Annotated in this window: 14 protein-coding genes; 1 reads left to right on the forward strand and 13 read right to left on the reverse strand. The window is 65.1% G+C overall.

All coding sequences use genetic code 11. From position 1 onward, the window contains the following. Window positions 1–32 precede the first annotated feature (32 nt). The 13 genes from leuE to gloB all read right to left on the reverse strand — a co-directional run bounded on the left by leuE (window position 33) and on the right by gloB (window position 15,894). Window positions 33–704 carry a leucine efflux protein LeuE gene (gene leuE, locus RN01_RS10655; RefSeq protein ID WP_024570366.1) on the reverse strand — a complete coding sequence of 224 codons (672 nt, stop codon included), beginning with the start codon at window positions 702–704 and terminating at the stop codon, window positions 33–35. A gap of 34 nt (window positions 705–738) precedes the next feature. Beyond that, on the reverse strand, window positions 739–1,887 hold the full coding sequence (gene carA, locus RN01_RS10660; protein ID WP_011516902.1) for a glutamine-hydrolyzing carbamoyl-phosphate synthase small subunit: 1,149 nt from the start codon (window positions 1,885–1,887) through the stop codon (window positions 739–741). Between the two features lie 320 nt (window positions 1,888–2,207). Further along, window positions 2,208–2,621 (reverse strand): RidA family protein, encoded by a 414-nt coding sequence (locus RN01_RS10665; protein ID WP_011516903.1) that lies wholly within the window; start codon window positions 2,619–2,621, stop codon window positions 2,208–2,210. Between the two features lie 35 nt (window positions 2,622–2,656). Continuing rightward, complete coding sequence (locus tag RN01_RS10670) at window positions 2,657–3,076, reverse strand: thioesterase family protein (RefSeq protein ID WP_017514511.1); 420 nt, start codon at window positions 3,074–3,076, stop codon at window positions 2,657–2,659. A gap of 2 nt (window positions 3,077–3,078) precedes the next feature. Then, entirely contained in the window at window positions 3,079–4,740 is a 1,662-nt protein-coding gene (locus tag RN01_RS10675; RefSeq protein ID WP_017514510.1) for an AMP-binding protein, read from the reverse strand. 21 nt (window positions 4,741–4,761) lie between these two features. Next, the gene (locus tag RN01_RS10680; RefSeq protein WP_017514509.1) at window positions 4,762–5,928 is read right to left on the reverse strand and encodes an acyl-CoA dehydrogenase family protein; all 1,167 of its coding nucleotides are present in this window, start codon (window positions 5,926–5,928) and stop codon (window positions 4,762–4,764) included. 9 nt (window positions 5,929–5,937) lie between these two features. Continuing rightward, a complete protein-coding gene (locus RN01_RS10685; protein ID WP_017514508.1) occupies window positions 5,938–6,789 on the reverse strand; it encodes an enoyl-CoA hydratase family protein in 852 nt (283 codons plus the stop codon). Window positions 6,790–6,819: 30 nt separating this feature from the next. Next, window positions 6,820–7,614 carry an SDR family NAD(P)-dependent oxidoreductase gene (locus RN01_RS10690; RefSeq protein ID WP_035835788.1) on the reverse strand — a complete coding sequence of 265 codons (795 nt, stop codon included), beginning with the start codon at window positions 7,612–7,614 and terminating at the stop codon, window positions 6,820–6,822. A gap of 2 nt (window positions 7,615–7,616) precedes the next feature. Beyond that, window positions 7,617–9,992: a bifunctional salicylyl-CoA 5-hydroxylase/oxidoreductase gene (locus RN01_RS10695; RefSeq protein ID WP_024570369.1), complete on the reverse strand. Its 2,376-nt coding sequence runs from the start codon at window positions 9,990–9,992 to the stop codon at window positions 7,617–7,619. 148 nt (window positions 9,993–10,140) lie between these two features. Next, window positions 10,141–12,030, reverse strand: a complete 1,890-nt coding sequence (locus RN01_RS10700; protein WP_024570370.1) for a propionate--CoA ligase — start codon at window positions 12,028–12,030, stop codon at window positions 10,141–10,143. An 82-nt stretch (window positions 12,031–12,112) separates the two neighbouring features. Then, entirely contained in the window at window positions 12,113–13,072 is a 960-nt protein-coding gene (locus tag RN01_RS10705) for a glycerophosphodiester phosphodiesterase family protein (RefSeq protein WP_017511728.1), read from the reverse strand. 171 nt (window positions 13,073–13,243) lie between these two features. After that, a complete protein-coding gene (locus tag RN01_RS10710; protein WP_017511729.1) occupies window positions 13,244–14,956 on the reverse strand; it encodes a transglycosylase SLT domain-containing protein in 1,713 nt (570 codons plus the stop codon). A 137-nt stretch (window positions 14,957–15,093) separates the two neighbouring features. Then, complete coding sequence (gene gloB, locus RN01_RS10715; protein ID WP_017511730.1) at window positions 15,094–15,894, reverse strand: hydroxyacylglutathione hydrolase; 801 nt, start codon at window positions 15,892–15,894, stop codon at window positions 15,094–15,096. A 12-nt stretch (window positions 15,895–15,906) separates the two neighbouring features. Here gloB and RN01_RS10720 point away from each other — a divergent pair, with 12 nt between their 5' ends. Beyond that, window positions 15,907–16,701: a methyltransferase domain-containing protein gene (locus RN01_RS10720; protein ID WP_035835790.1), complete on the forward strand. Its 795-nt coding sequence runs from the start codon at window positions 15,907–15,909 to the stop codon at window positions 16,699–16,701. Window positions 16,702–16,710 lie beyond the last annotated feature (9 nt).

Here is a 16,710-nt window from a genome sequence, read left to right on the forward strand (position 1 = left end):
GCGGGCCGGGCCGGTAATCAGGTTGTAGGCCGTCAGCCCAGTGTGGCCGTGGCCAGCTTGGCGCCGAAGCCAATGAACATCGCCCCGACCCCGCTCGACATACCTGCGGACAGGCGTCGGCGGCGGCGGAACGCATCGGCCAGCCTTGCGCCCACGAAGATGATCGTGGTCAGGTAGGCGAAGCTGCAGATCTGGCAGACCAGGCCCAGCGCCACGAACGACAGCGCCGGAACGGCGAACTGCGGGTCCACGAACTGGATGAAGAACGAGATGAAGAACAGGATGGCCTTCGGGTTCAGCAGGCTAATGACCAGCGCCTTGCTGAACGGGTTCGACGCGCGATCCAGCGACGCAACCGCCTTCGTGGCGACATCGGCTTGCGCCGACCAGTTACGCACCGCGCCACGCAGCATCTGGAAGCCGATCCAGGCCAGGTAGGCCGCACCTACGTACTTGACGACGTGGAACAGCCCCGGGCTGGCCTTCAGCAGCGATGCCACGCCAGCGGCCGACAGCACCATCAGGATCGCATCGCCGAGGAAAACGCCGCATGCCCCCTTGTAGCCGGCGCGCACACCGCGCTGCGCGGCCACCGACAGCACATACATCGAATTCGGCCCCGGCAGCAGTACGATGAAGATCGTACCGAGCACAAAGGTCCAGAAATCAGTGATGCCGAGGTTGGCATGCATGAAGGCGTTCATGGGCGTTTCCCGTTCAGGCTCTCGTTTCTCGATCTCAGGCAGCGGCCTTGGCGCGGGCGTCCTGCATCAGCTTGGTGAAGCGGTCGAACAGGTACGCGATGTCGTGCGGGCCCGGCGACGCTTCCGGGTGACCCTGGAAGCAGAAAGCCGGCTTGTCGGTCAGCGCGAAGCCTTGCAGCGTGCCGTCGAACAGAGACGTGTGCGTGACGCGGGCGTTGGCCGGCAGCGTCGATGCATCGACTGCGAAGCCATGGTTCTGCGACGTAATCACCACACGACCATCATCATGGTCCTTGACCGGATGGTTGGCGCCATGGTGGCCCGTGCTCATCTTGAGCGTCTTGGCACCCACGGCCAGGGCCATGATCTGGTGGCCCAGGCAGATGCCGAAGGTCGGGATACCGCGAGCGATGAACTCGCGCGTGGCGGCGATCGCGTAGTCGCACGGCTCCGGGTCGCCAGGGCCGTTCGACAGGAAGATACCGTCCGGATTCAGCGCCAGGGCATCGGCCGCGCTGGCTTGCGCCGGCAGCACGGTCACCTTGCAGCCGCGTTCGGCCAGCATGCGCAGGATGTTGAACTTGACGCCGAAGTCGAAAGCGACCACGTGGAACTGCGGCTTGTCCTGCTTCCCGTAGCCTTCGCCGAGCTTCCACTCGGTCTGGGTCCACTCATACGGCTCCTTGACGGAGACGACCTTGGCCAGGTCCATGCCTGCCAGGCCCGGGAACGAGCGCGCCAGGTCGATGGCCTTCTGGACATTGTCCTCACCGGCCAGGATGCAGCCGTTCTGGGCGCCCTTCTCGCGCAGGATACGGGTCAGCTTGCGGGTGTCGATGCCCGCGATCGCCACGACCTTTTCCTGCTTCAGGTAGTGGGCGAGGGTATGTTCCTTGCGGAAGTTCGAGGCCAGAATCGGCAGATCTTTGATGATCAGGCCGGCGGCATGGACTTTCGTGGCTTCTACATCCTCAGGGTTGACGCCGTAATTGCCGATATGCGGATACGTCAGCGTGACGATCTGCCGGGAATAGCTCGGGTCGGTGAGGATTTCCTGATAACCGGTGATAGCGGTGTTGAACACCACTTCGCCGATCGTATGGCCGGAAGCGCCGATGGAATAGCCACGAAAGACCGTGCCGTCTGCAAGCGCGAGGATGGCGGACGGAAAAGACGGTAACACGGGTAGGCTCCTGCTGGATTCACCCCGTGACCGACCTGCTCAACGCCTCGTGCCCCGTGGGCGAGTCCTCAGCCATGTGCATGGCGAGACTCCCGGCGGAGGCTCTTTCGTCACTTCGCACAATGTCTGCGTGGTGCACGAAAAGCCCTCGCGAATATGGGGGCGGCGGAAGGTGGAATACGGTAGGCGCTAGGGTGAAGGGTTCTGAAAGCGAAACTTTCGAATTATATCCCGCCGCACCCAATTTCTCAAGTTTTCAAGGACTTGCGTTTGCCATGGCTGCCAGGCGGTCCGTCATTCGCGACCGCCCGGCAGGCCGGTCATGCCGTGGCTGGTACCACGGCGGTGACCTCGATTTCCACCTTCGCGCGCGGCTCGACGAGGTCTGCCACCTCTACCGCGGTCATCGCAGGAAAGTGGCGGCCGATGATGTCACGATAGTGCTGTCCGATCGCCTTGTAGGCACCCACGTACTCGGCCTTGTCCTTCACATACCAAGTCATGCGCGCGATGTGCTCGGGCCGCGCCCCGCCCTGTTCCAGCACGGCGACGATATTGCGCAATGCCTGCGCCACCTGCAGCCCGAAATCGTCGGTTTCGAACTCGCACTGGCCGTTCCAGCCGATCTGCCCGCCGACAAAGATCAGGCGGCTGCCCACCTGCATCTCGGCGAGCATGCCGTTGGCGTATCCCTTCGGAGGTGCCCAGTCGGGCGGCTGCAATGTCTTCAGCATGATGTCGATTCCAATCCAGAGTTCAGAGTTATCCGTCAGGCCGCCAGGAAGCGTCCCATTGCATGTCGTACGGGGTCAGGCAGGGCCTGCGCGGTCATCGTCCGTGTGTCGACGCAGACGAGCCGCTGAGAGATGTGCATACGCGTGCCGCCGTCCGGCCCCGCCAGGCGGACCTCGACCGAGAAGCTGCTTCGGCCGATATGGGACACGCGCAGTTCTCGTGTGAGCAGTTCGCCAAGCCGGCTTGGCGCCTCGAAGCGGCACTGCAGTTCGGCCGTCGGCAACCCCGCATGACCGGTCAGATGCATCGCATCGAACGGCCAGTCGAGCGCTTCGGCGAACCAGTCCTCGATAAAGTCGTTCAGCATCTCGAAATAGCGCGGGTAGAAAACGATGCCGGCGGTATCGCAATGCTTGAAACGCACACGCACCTGATTGGTGAACACGTCGTTCATGGCTACGCGCCCTCTGCCGCCATCTGCCGCAGGCGGAAGCGCTGCAGCTTGCCCGTCTCGGTACGCGGCAGCGCCGCCACGAACTCGATGCGACGCGGATACTTGTACGGGGCGATCTCGCGCTTGACATAGTCTTGCAGCGCCGCCCGCGTGGCGTCGGAGGGCTCCACGCCGGGACGCAGTACCACGTACGCCGTCACGACCTGGCCACGCTCCGCGTCCGGCGCGCCGACGACCCCGCATTCGGCCACCCACTCATGCCGCATCAGCGATCCCTCGACCTCGGGGCCGGCGATGTTGTACCCGGCCGAGATGATCATGTCGTCCGAACGCGCCTGATAGAAGTAGTAGCCATCGGCGTCGGCCATGAATGTGTCGCCGGGCAGATTCCACCCGTCGCGCACGTACGCCTCCTGGCGCGGATCGTCCAGATAGCGGCAGCCCGTGGGCCCGCGCACCGCGAGCTTGCCTACCGTGCCCGGCGGCACCGGCTGCATGTTCTCGTCGACGATACGGGCTTCGTACCCCGGTACCACGCGACCCACTGCGCCCGGACGCACATCGGCGCCAGCACTGGAAACGAAGATATGCATCATCTCCGTGCCGCCGAGGCCGTCGGTCATTTCGATGCCAGTGGCTGCCTTCCAGGCCTGCCGCGTGGCATCCGGCAGCGCCTCGCCAGCGGACACGCTCTTCTTCAGGCTCGACAGATCGAAGTTCTTTACCAGCGTCGCCATCTGCCGATAGAACGTCGGCGCGGTGAAAACGATCGTTGCGCGATGGTCCTGGATCAGCTTGAGCAGCAGTTCCGGCGTAAGCCTTTCCGACAGCGCGGTACTGGCGCCAATGCGCAGCGGGAAGCAGAGCATGCCGCCCAGCCCGAATGTGAATGCGATTGGCGGCGTGCCACAGAAGACGTCGTCCGGCGTGGGCTTGAGCACGTGGCGCGGGAACAGGTCGCACATCGCCAGCACATCGCGGTGGAAATGCATCGTGCCCTTGGGCTGCCCCGTGGTGCCACTCGTGAACGCGATCAGGCAGATGTCATCGGCGGCCGTGTCGCACGCGGTGAACGTGTCGGGCTTGCCCGCCATCGCGGTTTCGAGCGCATCGGCACCCTCGCCGTGGAAGTAGCGCACGCGTTCGAGCGTCGGACAAAAGTACTCGCCATCGGCACGCCGGTTCGCGTCCAGCTCGTCGCGCAGACGTGCATCGCAGAGTGCAGCCGTCACCTGCGCCTTGTCGATGATCTGCTTGAGCTCCTTGGCGCGCAGCAGCGGCATCGTCGGCACGGCGATCAGTCCTGCCTTGAGCGTGGCAAGCCAGCTCGCCGCCATCATCAGGTTGTTCGGGCCGCGCAGCAGCACGCGATTGCCCGGCACCAGCCCCATGTCCTCGACCAGCACATGCGCGATGCGATCCACAAGCGCCGCCAGCTCGGCATAGGTCACGGTCTCGATACGGCCCGCGCGCTCATGGCGCACCGCCACGCGGCCACCGTTGCCGGCCGCCACATGTCGGTCCACAAGCTCCACTGCCGCGTTGAGGCGATCGGGGTAGCGCGTGTCGTCGTTGAACTGGAACACCGGCCACGTCTGCGGCGGCGGCAACCTGTCCCGTGCGAAGGTATCAACATGAGCGGTGGCTGGTTGGGGGGCGGCCATACTTGTCTCCTGTCTCGTGTTCTATCGGGCTGCCAGCGTCTCGCGCGCAATGATCAGCTTCTGCACTTCGGTGGCGCCTTCGTAGATCCGCAGCGAGCGAATCTCGCGATAGAGACTTTCCACTCGCGTGCCAACCTTGACGCCCAGGCCGCCGAACATCTGCACGGCCCGGTCGATGACTTGCTGCGCGTTCTCGGTGGCGACCATCTTGGCCATCGCCGCCTCGCGCGTCGTGCGTTGCTGCCTCACGTCGCGCAGCCAGGCGGCGCGATAGGTCAGCAGCGCGGCGGCATCGATGGCCGTAGCCATGTCACCGATCGCCGCCTGCGTGAGTTGCAGATCCGCCAACACGCCGCCAAACATCGGGCGCGACGTGGCGCGTGCCAGCGCATCGTCCAGCGCCGCGCGACCAAAGCCAAGCGCGGCGGCGGCCACCGAGGCCCGGAAGATGTCGAGTGTCATCATCGCCACCTTGAAGCCCTGCCCCGGCTCGCCCAGACGGTTGCCAACGGGTACGCGGCAGTCATCGAAACGCAGTGTTGCCAGAGGATGGGGCGCGATCACGTCGATGCGCTCCGCGATAGACAGGCCCGGAGTATTGGCATCCACCACGAACGCCGTGATGCCGCGCGCGCCGGCTGCCTCCCCAGTGCGTGCGAACACGCAATAGAAGTCGGCGATGCCGCCGTTCGATATCCACGTCTTGGCGCCGTTTAGCACGTAGTGCGTGCCGTCATCGGACAGCTTCGCGCTGCATTGCATCGCTGCCACGTCGGAACCCGCCTCGGGCTCGGACAGCGCGAATGCCGCAATGGCCTCGCCCTTCGCCACGCGCGGCAGATAGCGCTCGCGCACCGCGTCGCTACCCGCCAGTGTGATCGCGCCCGAGCCAAGGCCCTGCATCGCGAAGGCAAAATCAGCCAGGCCGTCGTGGCGCGCCAGTGTCTCGCGCAGCAGGCAGAGCGCACGCGAATCGAGCGCGGGCAGCGCGCCGCCGAACGCCGCCGGCACGCAGTAGCGGAGCCATCCCGCCTGCCCAAGCTGGCGCACCAGCGTGCGGCACGCCGCGTCGGCATTGTGGTGATCGACGTCCCGCAGGTTCTCGCCGCACCAGGCATCCAGATCGCGCTCGAGCGAACGGTGCGCATCGTCGAAGAACGGTAGTTCAAGGTAGGTCTTGTCGCTCATGCCAGCCCCTCAATCGCCTTCGAACACCGGTTTCTGCTTCGCGACGAACGCGTCATAGGCCCGCCGGAAGTCGCGCGTCTGCATGCAGATGGCCTGGGCCTCCGCCTCGGCCTCGATTGCTTCGTCGAGCCCCATATTCCACTCCTGATGGAGCAGCTTCTTGGTAACGCCATGTGCGAAAGTCGGACCCGCGGCGATCTGCGTGGCCAGCGACTGCGCCTCGGCCAGCAGCGTTTCGGAAGCGTGCAGCGCGTTGAAGAAGCCCCATTGCAGCCCTTCCTCGGCGCTCATCGAGCGGCCGGTGTAAAGCAGTTCGCTCGCTCTCCCCTGCCCGATCACGCGGGGCAGCAGCGAACAGGCGCCCATATCGGCGCCAGCCAGACCAACGCGCACGAACAGGAACGCGGTCTTCGCCAGCGCGGTACCCAGACGCATGTCGGAGGCCAGCGCGATCATCGCGCCGGCGCCGGCACAGATGCCGTCGATCGCGCTGATGATCGGCTGCGGGCAGGCGCGCATGGCCTTGATCAGGTCGCCGGTCATACGCGTGAAGTCGAGCAGCTCCGGCATGGTCATGCGCGTCAGCGGGCCAATGATCTCGTGTACATCGCCGCCAGAGCAGAAATTCCCGCCCGCGCCGGTCACCACCACGGTCTTGATGTCGGTGGCGTAGCACAGACTACGGAACAGGTCGCGCAGCTCGGCGTAGGAATCGAACGTCAGCGGATTCTTGCGCTCCGGCCGGTTCAGCGTGATCGTGCCGACCTTGCCGTCCGCCGAGACGGACCACAGGAAGTGCTTCGGTTGATAGTCCGCAAAGGCGCGCTTGTGGTGGCGCATGTCCAGTGCAATATCGCTCATGTGTTGTCTCACTCCACTCTGTTTGATCGTTCAGCCCGCCATCACCTCGCCGCCGGCCACCGGCACGGCTTGCCCCGTGATCGCGGACGCCGAGGGCTGGCACAGCCAGGCCACCGCGTCAGCCACTTCATCGGGCCGTACCAGACGCCGCTGCGGGTTACGCGCGGCCAGTTCCGCGCGCGCCTGTTCTTCCGAGCGCCCCGTCTTGCCGACGATATTGGCCACCGCGTCGCGCACGATGTCGGTTTCGGTATAGCCCGGGCACACCGCGTTGACCGTCACGCCCTTGGTCGCCAGTTCCAGCGCCAGCGAGCGGGTCAGGCCGATCACGCCGTGCTTCGCCGCGCAATAGGCGCTGACGTAGCCGTACCCGATCAGGCCGGCCGTGCTGGCGACATTCACGATGCGCCCCCAGCCTGCCTCGAGCATCGCCGGCAGCGCCGCCTGCGTGCAGATAAAGGTGCCGGTCAGGTTGACCTCGAGCATCCGCTGCCAGAGCGCGAGATCGGTCTTGCCGAACGGCGCGCTGTGCGCCTGACCGGCGTTGTTGACCAGCAGCGTGATCGGCCCGCGTGCTTCAGTGGCACCGGCAAAGGCTCCGCTCACCCAATCGGCATCCGTGATGTCCGCGCTGACCGCGCCCAGCGCCGCGCCTTCGGTCACGCACGACTGCAGCGCGTGAACGGTCGCATCAAGCCCTGCCTGCTCGCGACCCAGCAGCGTGACGCTAGCGCCATCGGCCAGCAGCCGGCGCGCGATGGCGGCACCGATGCCACGCCCACCGCCAGTCACCAGGGCGTGACGCCCTTGCAATGCATTGCCCATGATCATTTTCCCGGCTGCTGCGCGTACGATGCGGCGCGGGCGAGGTTGGTTTCCAGTTGCCGCTTGCCAGACACGTACTGCTTCGGCCACGTGACATCGCGATAGCCCAGCCTGGCCGCCTCGTGCAGCGTCCACGCCGGATCGGCCAGATGCGGACGCGCAATCGCGCAAAGATCGGCCCGGCCAGCCGCGACGATGCTATCGACATGATCGGCCTCGAAGATCGCGCCCACGGCGATGGTCGGGATGCCCGCCTCATTGCGGATGCGGTCGGAGAATGGCGTCTGGTACATCCGGCCGTAGACCGGCGCCTGATCCGGGCTGACCTGGCCTGATGAACAGTCGATCATGTCCGCGCCGGCCGCCTTGAAGGCGCGTGCGATCTCCACCGCATCGTCGGCGGTGATACCGCCCTCGACCCAATCGTGCGCCGAGATCCGCACCGACATAGGCTTGTCCTGCGGCCACACGGCCCGCACGGCTGCAAACACTTCCAGCGGATAGCGCAGACGGTTGGCGAGCGATCCGCCGTACGTGTCGGTACGCGTGTTGGACAACGGCGAGATGAAACTCGAAAGCAGATAGCCGTGGGCGCAGTGCAGCTCAAGCCAGTCGAAGCCAGCTTCCGCCGCGCGCTTCGCGTTGGCCACGAAGTCATCACGCACGCGGTCCATGTCTTCCCGCGTCATTTCGCGTGGCACCTGCGACACATCGGGCATGTACGGCAACGCCGACGCGGAGATCAACGGCCAGTTTCCGTCCGCCAGCGGGTAGTCCATCTTCTCCCAGCCAAGCTGGGTCGATCCCTTGCGCCCGGCGTGGCCAAGCTGCATGGCGATCTTCGTATCGCCGTTGGCGTGCACGAAGTCGACGATGCGCTTCCACGCATCGCGCTGCGCGTCATTCCACAAACCCGGGCAAGCCGGCGTGATGCGCGCGTCTGGCGACACACAGGTCATCTCGGCCACAACCATGCCGGCGCCACCGAGGGCGCGGGAACCGAGATGCACCAAGTGGAAATCGCCGGGCACGCCATCGACCGACGAGTACATCGCCATCGGGCTCACCACCACGCGGTTCTTCAGCGTGACGCCGCGCACCGTGAATGGCGTGAACATCGGCGGCAAGGCAGCATCGCCGGCAGCCGCGCGCAGTTTCAGCGTCTCCTGTGGCACGCCGGCCTGCGCGGCCAGCCATTGCTCGAAGTTGTCGACGTATTGCGCATCGCGCACGCGCAGATTCTCGTGCGAGATCCGCTGCGAGCGCGTCAGCAACGAATAGGCGAACTGCTCGGGCGCCATTCCGGCATAGCGCTCGACGTTCTCGAACCATTCGGTCGAATTGCGCGCCGCGTTCTGGATCTTGAGCACTTCCACGCTGCGTGTGGCCTCGTAGCGGGCCAGCGCTTCGGGCAAGCCGTCGACACCGGCGGCGCGATGCTCGCCGATCGCCTCCGCCAGATCGATCGCATCTTCCAGCGCCAGCTTGGTCCCCGATCCGATCGAGAAGTGCGCGGTATGCGCCGCGTCCCCCATCAACACCACCGGCACGCGGCGGCCGTCGTCCAGGGTGTTCCAGTGCACCCAGTGATGGCAGATCACCCGCGGGAAGCGAATCCAGATCGCCGAGCCACGCAGATGCGCGGCGTTGCTGATGAGCCTGTTGCCGTCGAGGTACTTGGCGAACAGCTTCTCGCAGTAGGCCACGCCCTCCTCCTGGCTCATCTGTTCAATGCCGGCGGCCTTCCATACCGGCTCAGGCGCCTCAACGATGAACGTCGACGTGTTGTCGTCGAAGCGATAGGCGTGCGCCTGGAACCAGCCATGCTCGGTCTTCTCGAATGCGAACGTGAAGGCGTCGAACAGCTTGTGCGTGCCGAGCCAGACAAAGCGGCACTGGCGCGTGTCGATATCTGGCTGGAAGCTCTCGGCATAGCGTGTGCGGATGCGGCTGTTAAGGCCGTCCGAAGCAATCACGAGATCCGCGTTGTACTGCCGCGCCAGCGCCTGGTCATCGCTGACATCGGTCTCGAACACCAGCTTCACGCCGAGCGCCTCACAGCGTGCCTGCAGGATGTTGAGCAGGCGCTTGCGGCCGATGCCGATGAATCCGTGCCCACCGGATCGGATGGTGCGCCCACCGATATGAATGTCGATGTCGTCCCAGTGATTGAATGCCGCGTTGATCTCGGCCGCGCTGACCGGATCGGCCTGTTTCAGGTTCTCGAGCGTCGCATCAGAGAACACCACCCCCCAGCCGAAGGTGTCGTATGGCCGATTGCGTTCGACCACGATCACCTCGTGGGACGGATTCTGCAGCTTCATCAGCAAGCCGAAGTACAAGCCCGCCGGGCCGCCACCAATACATAGCACGCGCATCTGATCGCCTCCTGCAAGCCGTCAGTCGACGGCTCTACATCAGGGTTAAATATTTTATGCTTAAAATATTAGGCGGCATGCCGGGATCTGGCAAGGGGTTTTTCAGGGAGCCCGCAAGTGCCGGGCTCCCTGCCCTTCTATGCCTGCGTCAGGCCAGCGACTCCTTCACCTGCTCCAGCGCCGTCGGGTCCTCGATCGTGGTCAGGTCACCCGGATCACGGCCTTCCGCCACCGCCTGAATGGCGCGGCGCAGCAATTTGCCCGAGCGTGTCTTGGGCAGCGCATTGACGAAGAACACGCGCGCCGGTCGCGCCACCGCGCCGAGCTGCTGTTCCACCGTCTTCATCAACTCCCCCTCGAATACCATCCGGTCCGCTTCGGTCGCCGTGCGCCCGGCGTCACGCGCAATGCAGAAGCCCATGGCGACCTGGCCCTTCAGCGCATCCTGCACGCCGACCACGGCCACCTCGGCCACGCCCGGGTGCGACGACAGGCTTTCCTCGATCTCTCGGGTGCCCAGCCGGTGGCCCGCCACGTTGATCACATCGTCGGTGCGGCCGAGGATGAAGACGTAGCCATCCTCGTCGCGGATACCCCAGTCGAATGTGGAGTAGCACTGACGATTCGGCACCGCCGACCAGTACGTGCGAATGAAGCGGTCGTCGTCGCCCCAGACCGTCGACATGCAGCCCGGTGGCAGCGGATAGTCGATCGCCACCACGCCCTTGGTGTTTGGCGGGCACTCCTCGCCGGTGACCTCATCGACGATGCGCAGGTCGTAACCGTAGGCCGGCACCCCGGGAGATCCCAGTTTGGGTGGCAGCGCTTCCACGCCGCGCTGGATCGCGATGATCGGCCAGCCCGATTCGGTCTGCCAGTAGTTGTCGACCACGGGCTTGCCGATGCCGTCCTGAATCCAGCGCGCGGTAGGTTCGTCCAGTGGCTCGCCCGCCAGAAACAACAGCCGCAGGCTGGACAGGTCGTGACGCGTGAGCAGCGCCGGGTCCTGCTTCTTGAGTACACGGATCGCCGTAGGCGCGCTGAACATGATGTTGACGCCGTACTGCTCGACGATCTTCCACAGGATCGCGCCATCAGGACGAATCGGCGTGCCTTCGTACATGACCGTGGTCATGCCAGCCAGCAGCGGCCCATAGACGATGTAGCTATGGCCCACCACCCAACCGATATCGGACGCGGTGAACATCGTGTCGCCCGGCTTGCCACAGAAGATGTTTTCCATCGACGTGGCCAGCGCCACCGCGTAGCCACCGGTGTCTCGCTGCACGCCCTTGGGCTTGCCCGTGGTGCCCGACGTGTAGAGCACGTAGGACGGCTCGCTCGATTCCATCCAGACGCATGGCACGGCCTGACCGGCCACCTTGTCCCGCCAGGCCGCGTAGTCCTCGTCGCGGCCGCTGACCAGCGGCATCTCCGCCAGCTTGCGGTCCACCAGCAGCACCTTTTCGGGATGATGACCAGCCAGCCGGATCGCTTCATCAAGCAGCGGCTTGTACGGCACCACCTTGCCCGCACGCGAGCCAGCATCGGCGCTCACGATCACGCGTGGCTTGGCGTCGTCGATACGGGCTGCCAGGCTGACCGAAGCAAACCCACCGAACACCACCGAATGCACGGCGCCGATGCGCGTGCAGGCCAGCATCGCGAACATTGCCTCCGGAATCATCGGCATGTAGATCAGCACCCGGTCGCCGCGCTGCACGCCCAGCCCCTGGAGCGTCGCCGCCATGCGCGTGACTTCGTCATGCAACTCGCGGTAGGTGTAGGTGCGTTCGGTATCCGTTTCGGTCGAGACATAGACCAGCGCCCGCTGGTCGGCACGCGCGGCCAGGTGCCGGTCGATGGCGTTATGGCAGATGTTGGTGCGCCCGCCGACGAACCAGCGGGCGAAAGGTGGGCGACTGTCGTCGAGCACGCGTTCGAAGGGGGTCTCCCAATCGATACGTGCGGCTTGTTCGGCCCAGAATCCTGCCGGGTCGGAAAGGGAGCGCGCGTGCAGTGCGCGGCTTGCCGTCATGGTATGTCTCCTCCGCTATATGGGTGATCAGTGCGGTGTTGATGGCTTGAACAGTTCGACAGGCGGAAACCTGCCGACTGCCCTACTGGTTGCACGACGCGGGGTTCGTTTCCACCTGCGTTCGGATGCCCGCCATCTTTTCTGGAGAATCTACCATGACAGCATCCAGCCCCAAACGCTTTGCCTCGCAATAGTCAGCCCGATCATTCACGCCGAATGCCACGAGGTTGGCCGCCACTTTCGACCGGTAGCACTGGACAGAGGCTTTGGTCCAGAGCACCGCCTGGACCGGCGAATGCCCCTCCCCGAGCGTGAAGGTCTCAACCACGTCCACGTTGCGCCGCATCTCGAATCCCGCCCACACACCTGAAACGGATGGCGCATCGCAGCGCTGGCCAAGCGTTGCGGAGACCAGTCGACGCCGGGTCACGTCACGCGCCTCGGCCAGCCGCGCGCGTGGCCAGGCTGCGAACGTATTCTGGTAATCGGCCTCGGTCGAGTAGATCAGCACGCGGCTCCAGGCGTTTTCGGCATCCAGCACTGCAGCCACCGCGGCCGTCTGCGCCGCCGCCGGCATCGACTTCATGTCGAGGATGATCGGCACGTTGGCCGGGATGGCACGCAATGCCTGCCTCAGCGTGGGAATGCCGACCGGACTGTCGCGATAGGGGTAGCGCTTCACGCCATCCGATCCCGTTTCGGCGAAGGACCATCCGGCATTGAGCGTCGCAAGCGTGGCGGCGCTGAAATCGGCCACCTTGCCCGATCCATTGGTCAGCGCGGACAGGTCGCTCGGGCGGTACAGCACCGGCACGCCATCGAGGCTCGTTTGCACTGACAGCCAGATCATGTCGGCACGTTGGCGCAATGCCGACTCGATCGCCACAAGCGTGTTTTCCGGGCGATCCGCCGTGCCACCGCGATGCGCCACGAGCTTGGGCAGAGGGTAATCGGGTTCGTCATCGTCCTGCGCGCGCTCGCATGACGCGCCAAGGCACGCCAAGAGAATCGGCAGGCAACAGACGGTTTTGGGGAAGGACATCGGGCAGTTCCAGTGGTGGATCAGACTGCCCTTTTTGCCACCCTTCGCCGACTACGTTCTTGATGCCCATCAATTTGCATGACGGAGGCACGGCGCGTCCCCGGCCCAGCGTCTAGCGTGGAACCGGGTTGCCAGAATTTCGTGGCGTCAGGAGGTGGCCGCGCGCAGATACTACTGCGCGCGGCTCGACTTGGATTTGGTCGCTGGCGTCGGCGACGACTTGCTTTCGCGCGTGGCGGACTTGCCCGACGACTTGCTCGTGGAGCTGTGCGGCGAGGCCTCCACCACCACCCGCTTGCGGGGTTCGGCCTTGGCCGATCGCGACGACTTCTCGACCTTATCGGATTTCTCCGACTTTGCCGCGGCCTGTGTCTTGCCACCCGACTTGCCATGTGGCGCGGCCTTGGCTGGCGTGTCGTCTTCGTCCCCGGCGCGCTCCGCCCGCATGGCGGCGGCGGAGTTCGGACGCAGCATCAGCACCAGACTCTGGCCGGCAACAAGCTTGCTGCCGGAGAGCTTGTTCCACGACTGCACCTGCTTGACCGACACGCCATAGCGACGCGCCACCGTGGACACCGTATCCTTGCGCCCCGCCCGCACCACGACGCGCTTGGCGTCAGGCACGTCTGGCTCCACGGCCAGCATGGCCGTATCGACCAGCGATGCGCTGATGTCCTGGTCGTGGCGCTCGGTACGCGGAATCATGACGGTCGAACCGGCCTTCAGGCGCATTCCCTTGGGAATCCGGTTGATCTCGCGCAGCGTGTCCACATCCACGTTGAGCCGCGCGGCCAGCGACTCCACACGTTCGCGGCTATCCACGGTCACCGCCGTCCAGCTCGACAACCCGCCACGATAGGTATTGAGGTTGTACTGGAAGCGCTCGGCGTTCTCGAACGGCAGCAGGATCTGCGGATTGGCCGCACCCAGGATCACCGGTCGGTTGAACGACGGATTGAGCGCCTTGAACTCGTCCAGCGGCATGTTGGCCAGCTTGGCCGCCAGCGCCACGTCGATATCCCGCGAGGTCGTGACCGTCACGAAGTACGGATGATCGGGAATCTCAGGCAGCCTGACGCCGTACGCGGCCGGGTTGGCGATGATGTTCTTGACCGCCTGGAGCTTCGGCACGTAATAGCGCGTCTCGGTCGGCATGGTCAGGCTGGCGTAGTCCGTGGGCAGCCCCCGGGCCTGATTGCGCGCGATGGCCCGCGACACGGCGCCTTCGCCCCAGTTGTAGGCGGCCAGCGCCAGTTGCCAGTCGCCGAACATGTCGTAGAGCCGCTGCAGATAGTCGAGCGCAGCGTCGGTCGATGCCAGCACGTCGCGCCGCTCGTCGCGGAACATGTTCTGCTTGAGGTTGTACGTCTTGCCCGTGCTCGGGATGAACTGCCACATGCCGGCCGCCTTGGCCGTGGATTCCGCCTGGGGATTGAATGCGCTCTCCACGAATGGCAGCAGGGCCAGCTCGGTCGGCATCTTGCGCCGTTCGAGTTCCTCGACGATGTGGTAGAGGTAGCGGCTCGACCGCCCCACCATCCGCTCCATATAGTCAGGGCGGGCCGCGTACCACTGCGTGCGATCATCGACCAGCGTGCCTTCCAGGTCAGGCATCGCGAAACCCTTGCGAATGCGGTCCCAGATATCGCTGGACGGCCCGCGCAGCCAGTCCACGCTGGACTGGTCGACATTCACGACGGTGGAACGGGATAACGTACCGGCGCGGCCGGTGCTGTTAAGGGTATTGAGCGGGTCCTTCTTCGGACCGGATTCCAGGGCGGTCGGCGTGCCGGACAATTCGCCGGCGGGCGGTGTGGGTGTGCTGGCGCAGGCTGCAAGCAGCGTGGCACACGCAACTACCGCCAGAAATCGACCAAATCGCATTAAGTTCTCTGAAAGTGACGCCAAAAAGTTGGCCTGATGCTATGGAAAAGCCCCCCTCGCGTCAATGAGATTTTCCCCATGATGCAATTTGAATCAATTGCCCCCGGCCAGCCTGCGATCGGATTGTCCCATCCGCGTTAACGAAAGCCGTCCTTCCAGCCTCGCAGCGCACCAAAAGCCGCCGCGTCATCGCTCACGTCTCCGCCCTGCGCCCGCACAGCATGGCGGACCGTGGACTCGCGGGACCGCAAGAACGGATTGACCGCGCGCTCATGCGCCACGGTCGTTGGCACGGTAGGCGTGCCGGCCTCGCGCAGGATATCCACCCGCGCCGCCCACGCCGCCAGATCGGGGTTGGCCGGCTCGACGGCCCGGGCAAAGCGGACGTTGCTGCGCGTGTACTCGTGGGCGCAGTAGACGCGCGTGTCGCCGGGGAGTGCCGCGAGCTTGTCCAGGGATGCCAGCATCTGGGCCGGCGTGCCTTCGAACAGGCGCCCGCAGCCGCTGGCGAACAGCGTGTCGCCACAGAACACCACGGGGCCGGCGCCAGGCAGGTCGCCGACATAGGCCACATGGCCCGCAGTGTGGCCGGGAACATCCAGTACCCGGAACGTCACTGCCGGATGACGCAGCGTGACCGTGTCGCCTTCGCGCACGGCCTGCGTCCGGTGGCCGATTCGCTCGCCCTGCGGGCCGATCACCGGCAGCGGCTCGCCGTTCGGCCCACTCGGATGACGCGCGAGGAGGTCTGATACACCACCTTGGTGATCCCCATGGTGATGGGTGATTACAATAGCGCCCAGTGCCAGCCCGCGTTGCGCCAGAAACTGCTCGACCGGTGCGGCCTCGCCTGGGTCCACCACGGCCGCGCTATGCCCGTCGTGGATTGCCCAGATATAGTTGTCCTGAAAGGCGGGGATCGGCTCCACTTTCAACATGCGTGCTCCTCTATGTCCAACCGACCGATTATAGATTGGGAAGAATGGCTAGCCTCGCCACCCGGGCAGTATGTGCTCGAGTGGGAAGGCCAGCAGTACGACCGGACGGTAGCGGACATTTTTGGCTATCACGCGGTGCAGTTCGGCCTGCCCGCCATCGACACGTTGCGCGAGAACCGGATGCCGTTCTCGGCGCTGGCGTTGGACGGCCGCGCGGGCCCGCACGGGCCAAGGGAGACCCATCCCGATGCGCGGCAACTGCTATGCCGGTTCGACGAACTGCCTTTTGATACGCAGAGCATCGACCTCGTCACGCTACCGCACGTCCTCGAATTCTCGGAAGACCCGCACGAAGTGCTGCGCGAAGTCTCGCGCGTGCTGATGCCCGAAGGGCGCGTGGTGGTGACATGCTTCAACCCGATGAGCCTGTGGGGGGCGCGGCAGGGCCTGAACCGCGTTGGCGCCATGCCCTTCCTGCCAAGTGACGCCCAGACCATCGGGTTCGTGCGGATCAAGGACTGGCTCAAGCTGCTCGGGTTCGAGATCATCCGGGGCCGCTTCGGCTGCTACTGCCCGCCCTATCGCACGGAGCGCTGGCTGCAGCGCGCGGCATTCATGGAAAAGGCAGGCGACCGCTGGTGGCCGATCTTCGGCGCGGTCTATATGATCTCGGCGGTCAAGCGCGTCAAGAATATCCGCCTGGTGGGCCCGGCCTGGAAAACGCCCAAGTCAGCGCTGAAGCCAGTAGCGGCTCCGGTTGCCACGCCCACGGGCACACACGGCAAGACCCCTGGCCAGGACAGCTAGGACCATCAC

Source organism: Cupriavidus sp. SHE (assembly GCF_000812445.1).
GTDB classification, from domain to species: domain Bacteria; phylum Pseudomonadota; class Gammaproteobacteria; order Burkholderiales; family Burkholderiaceae; genus Cupriavidus; species Cupriavidus metallidurans.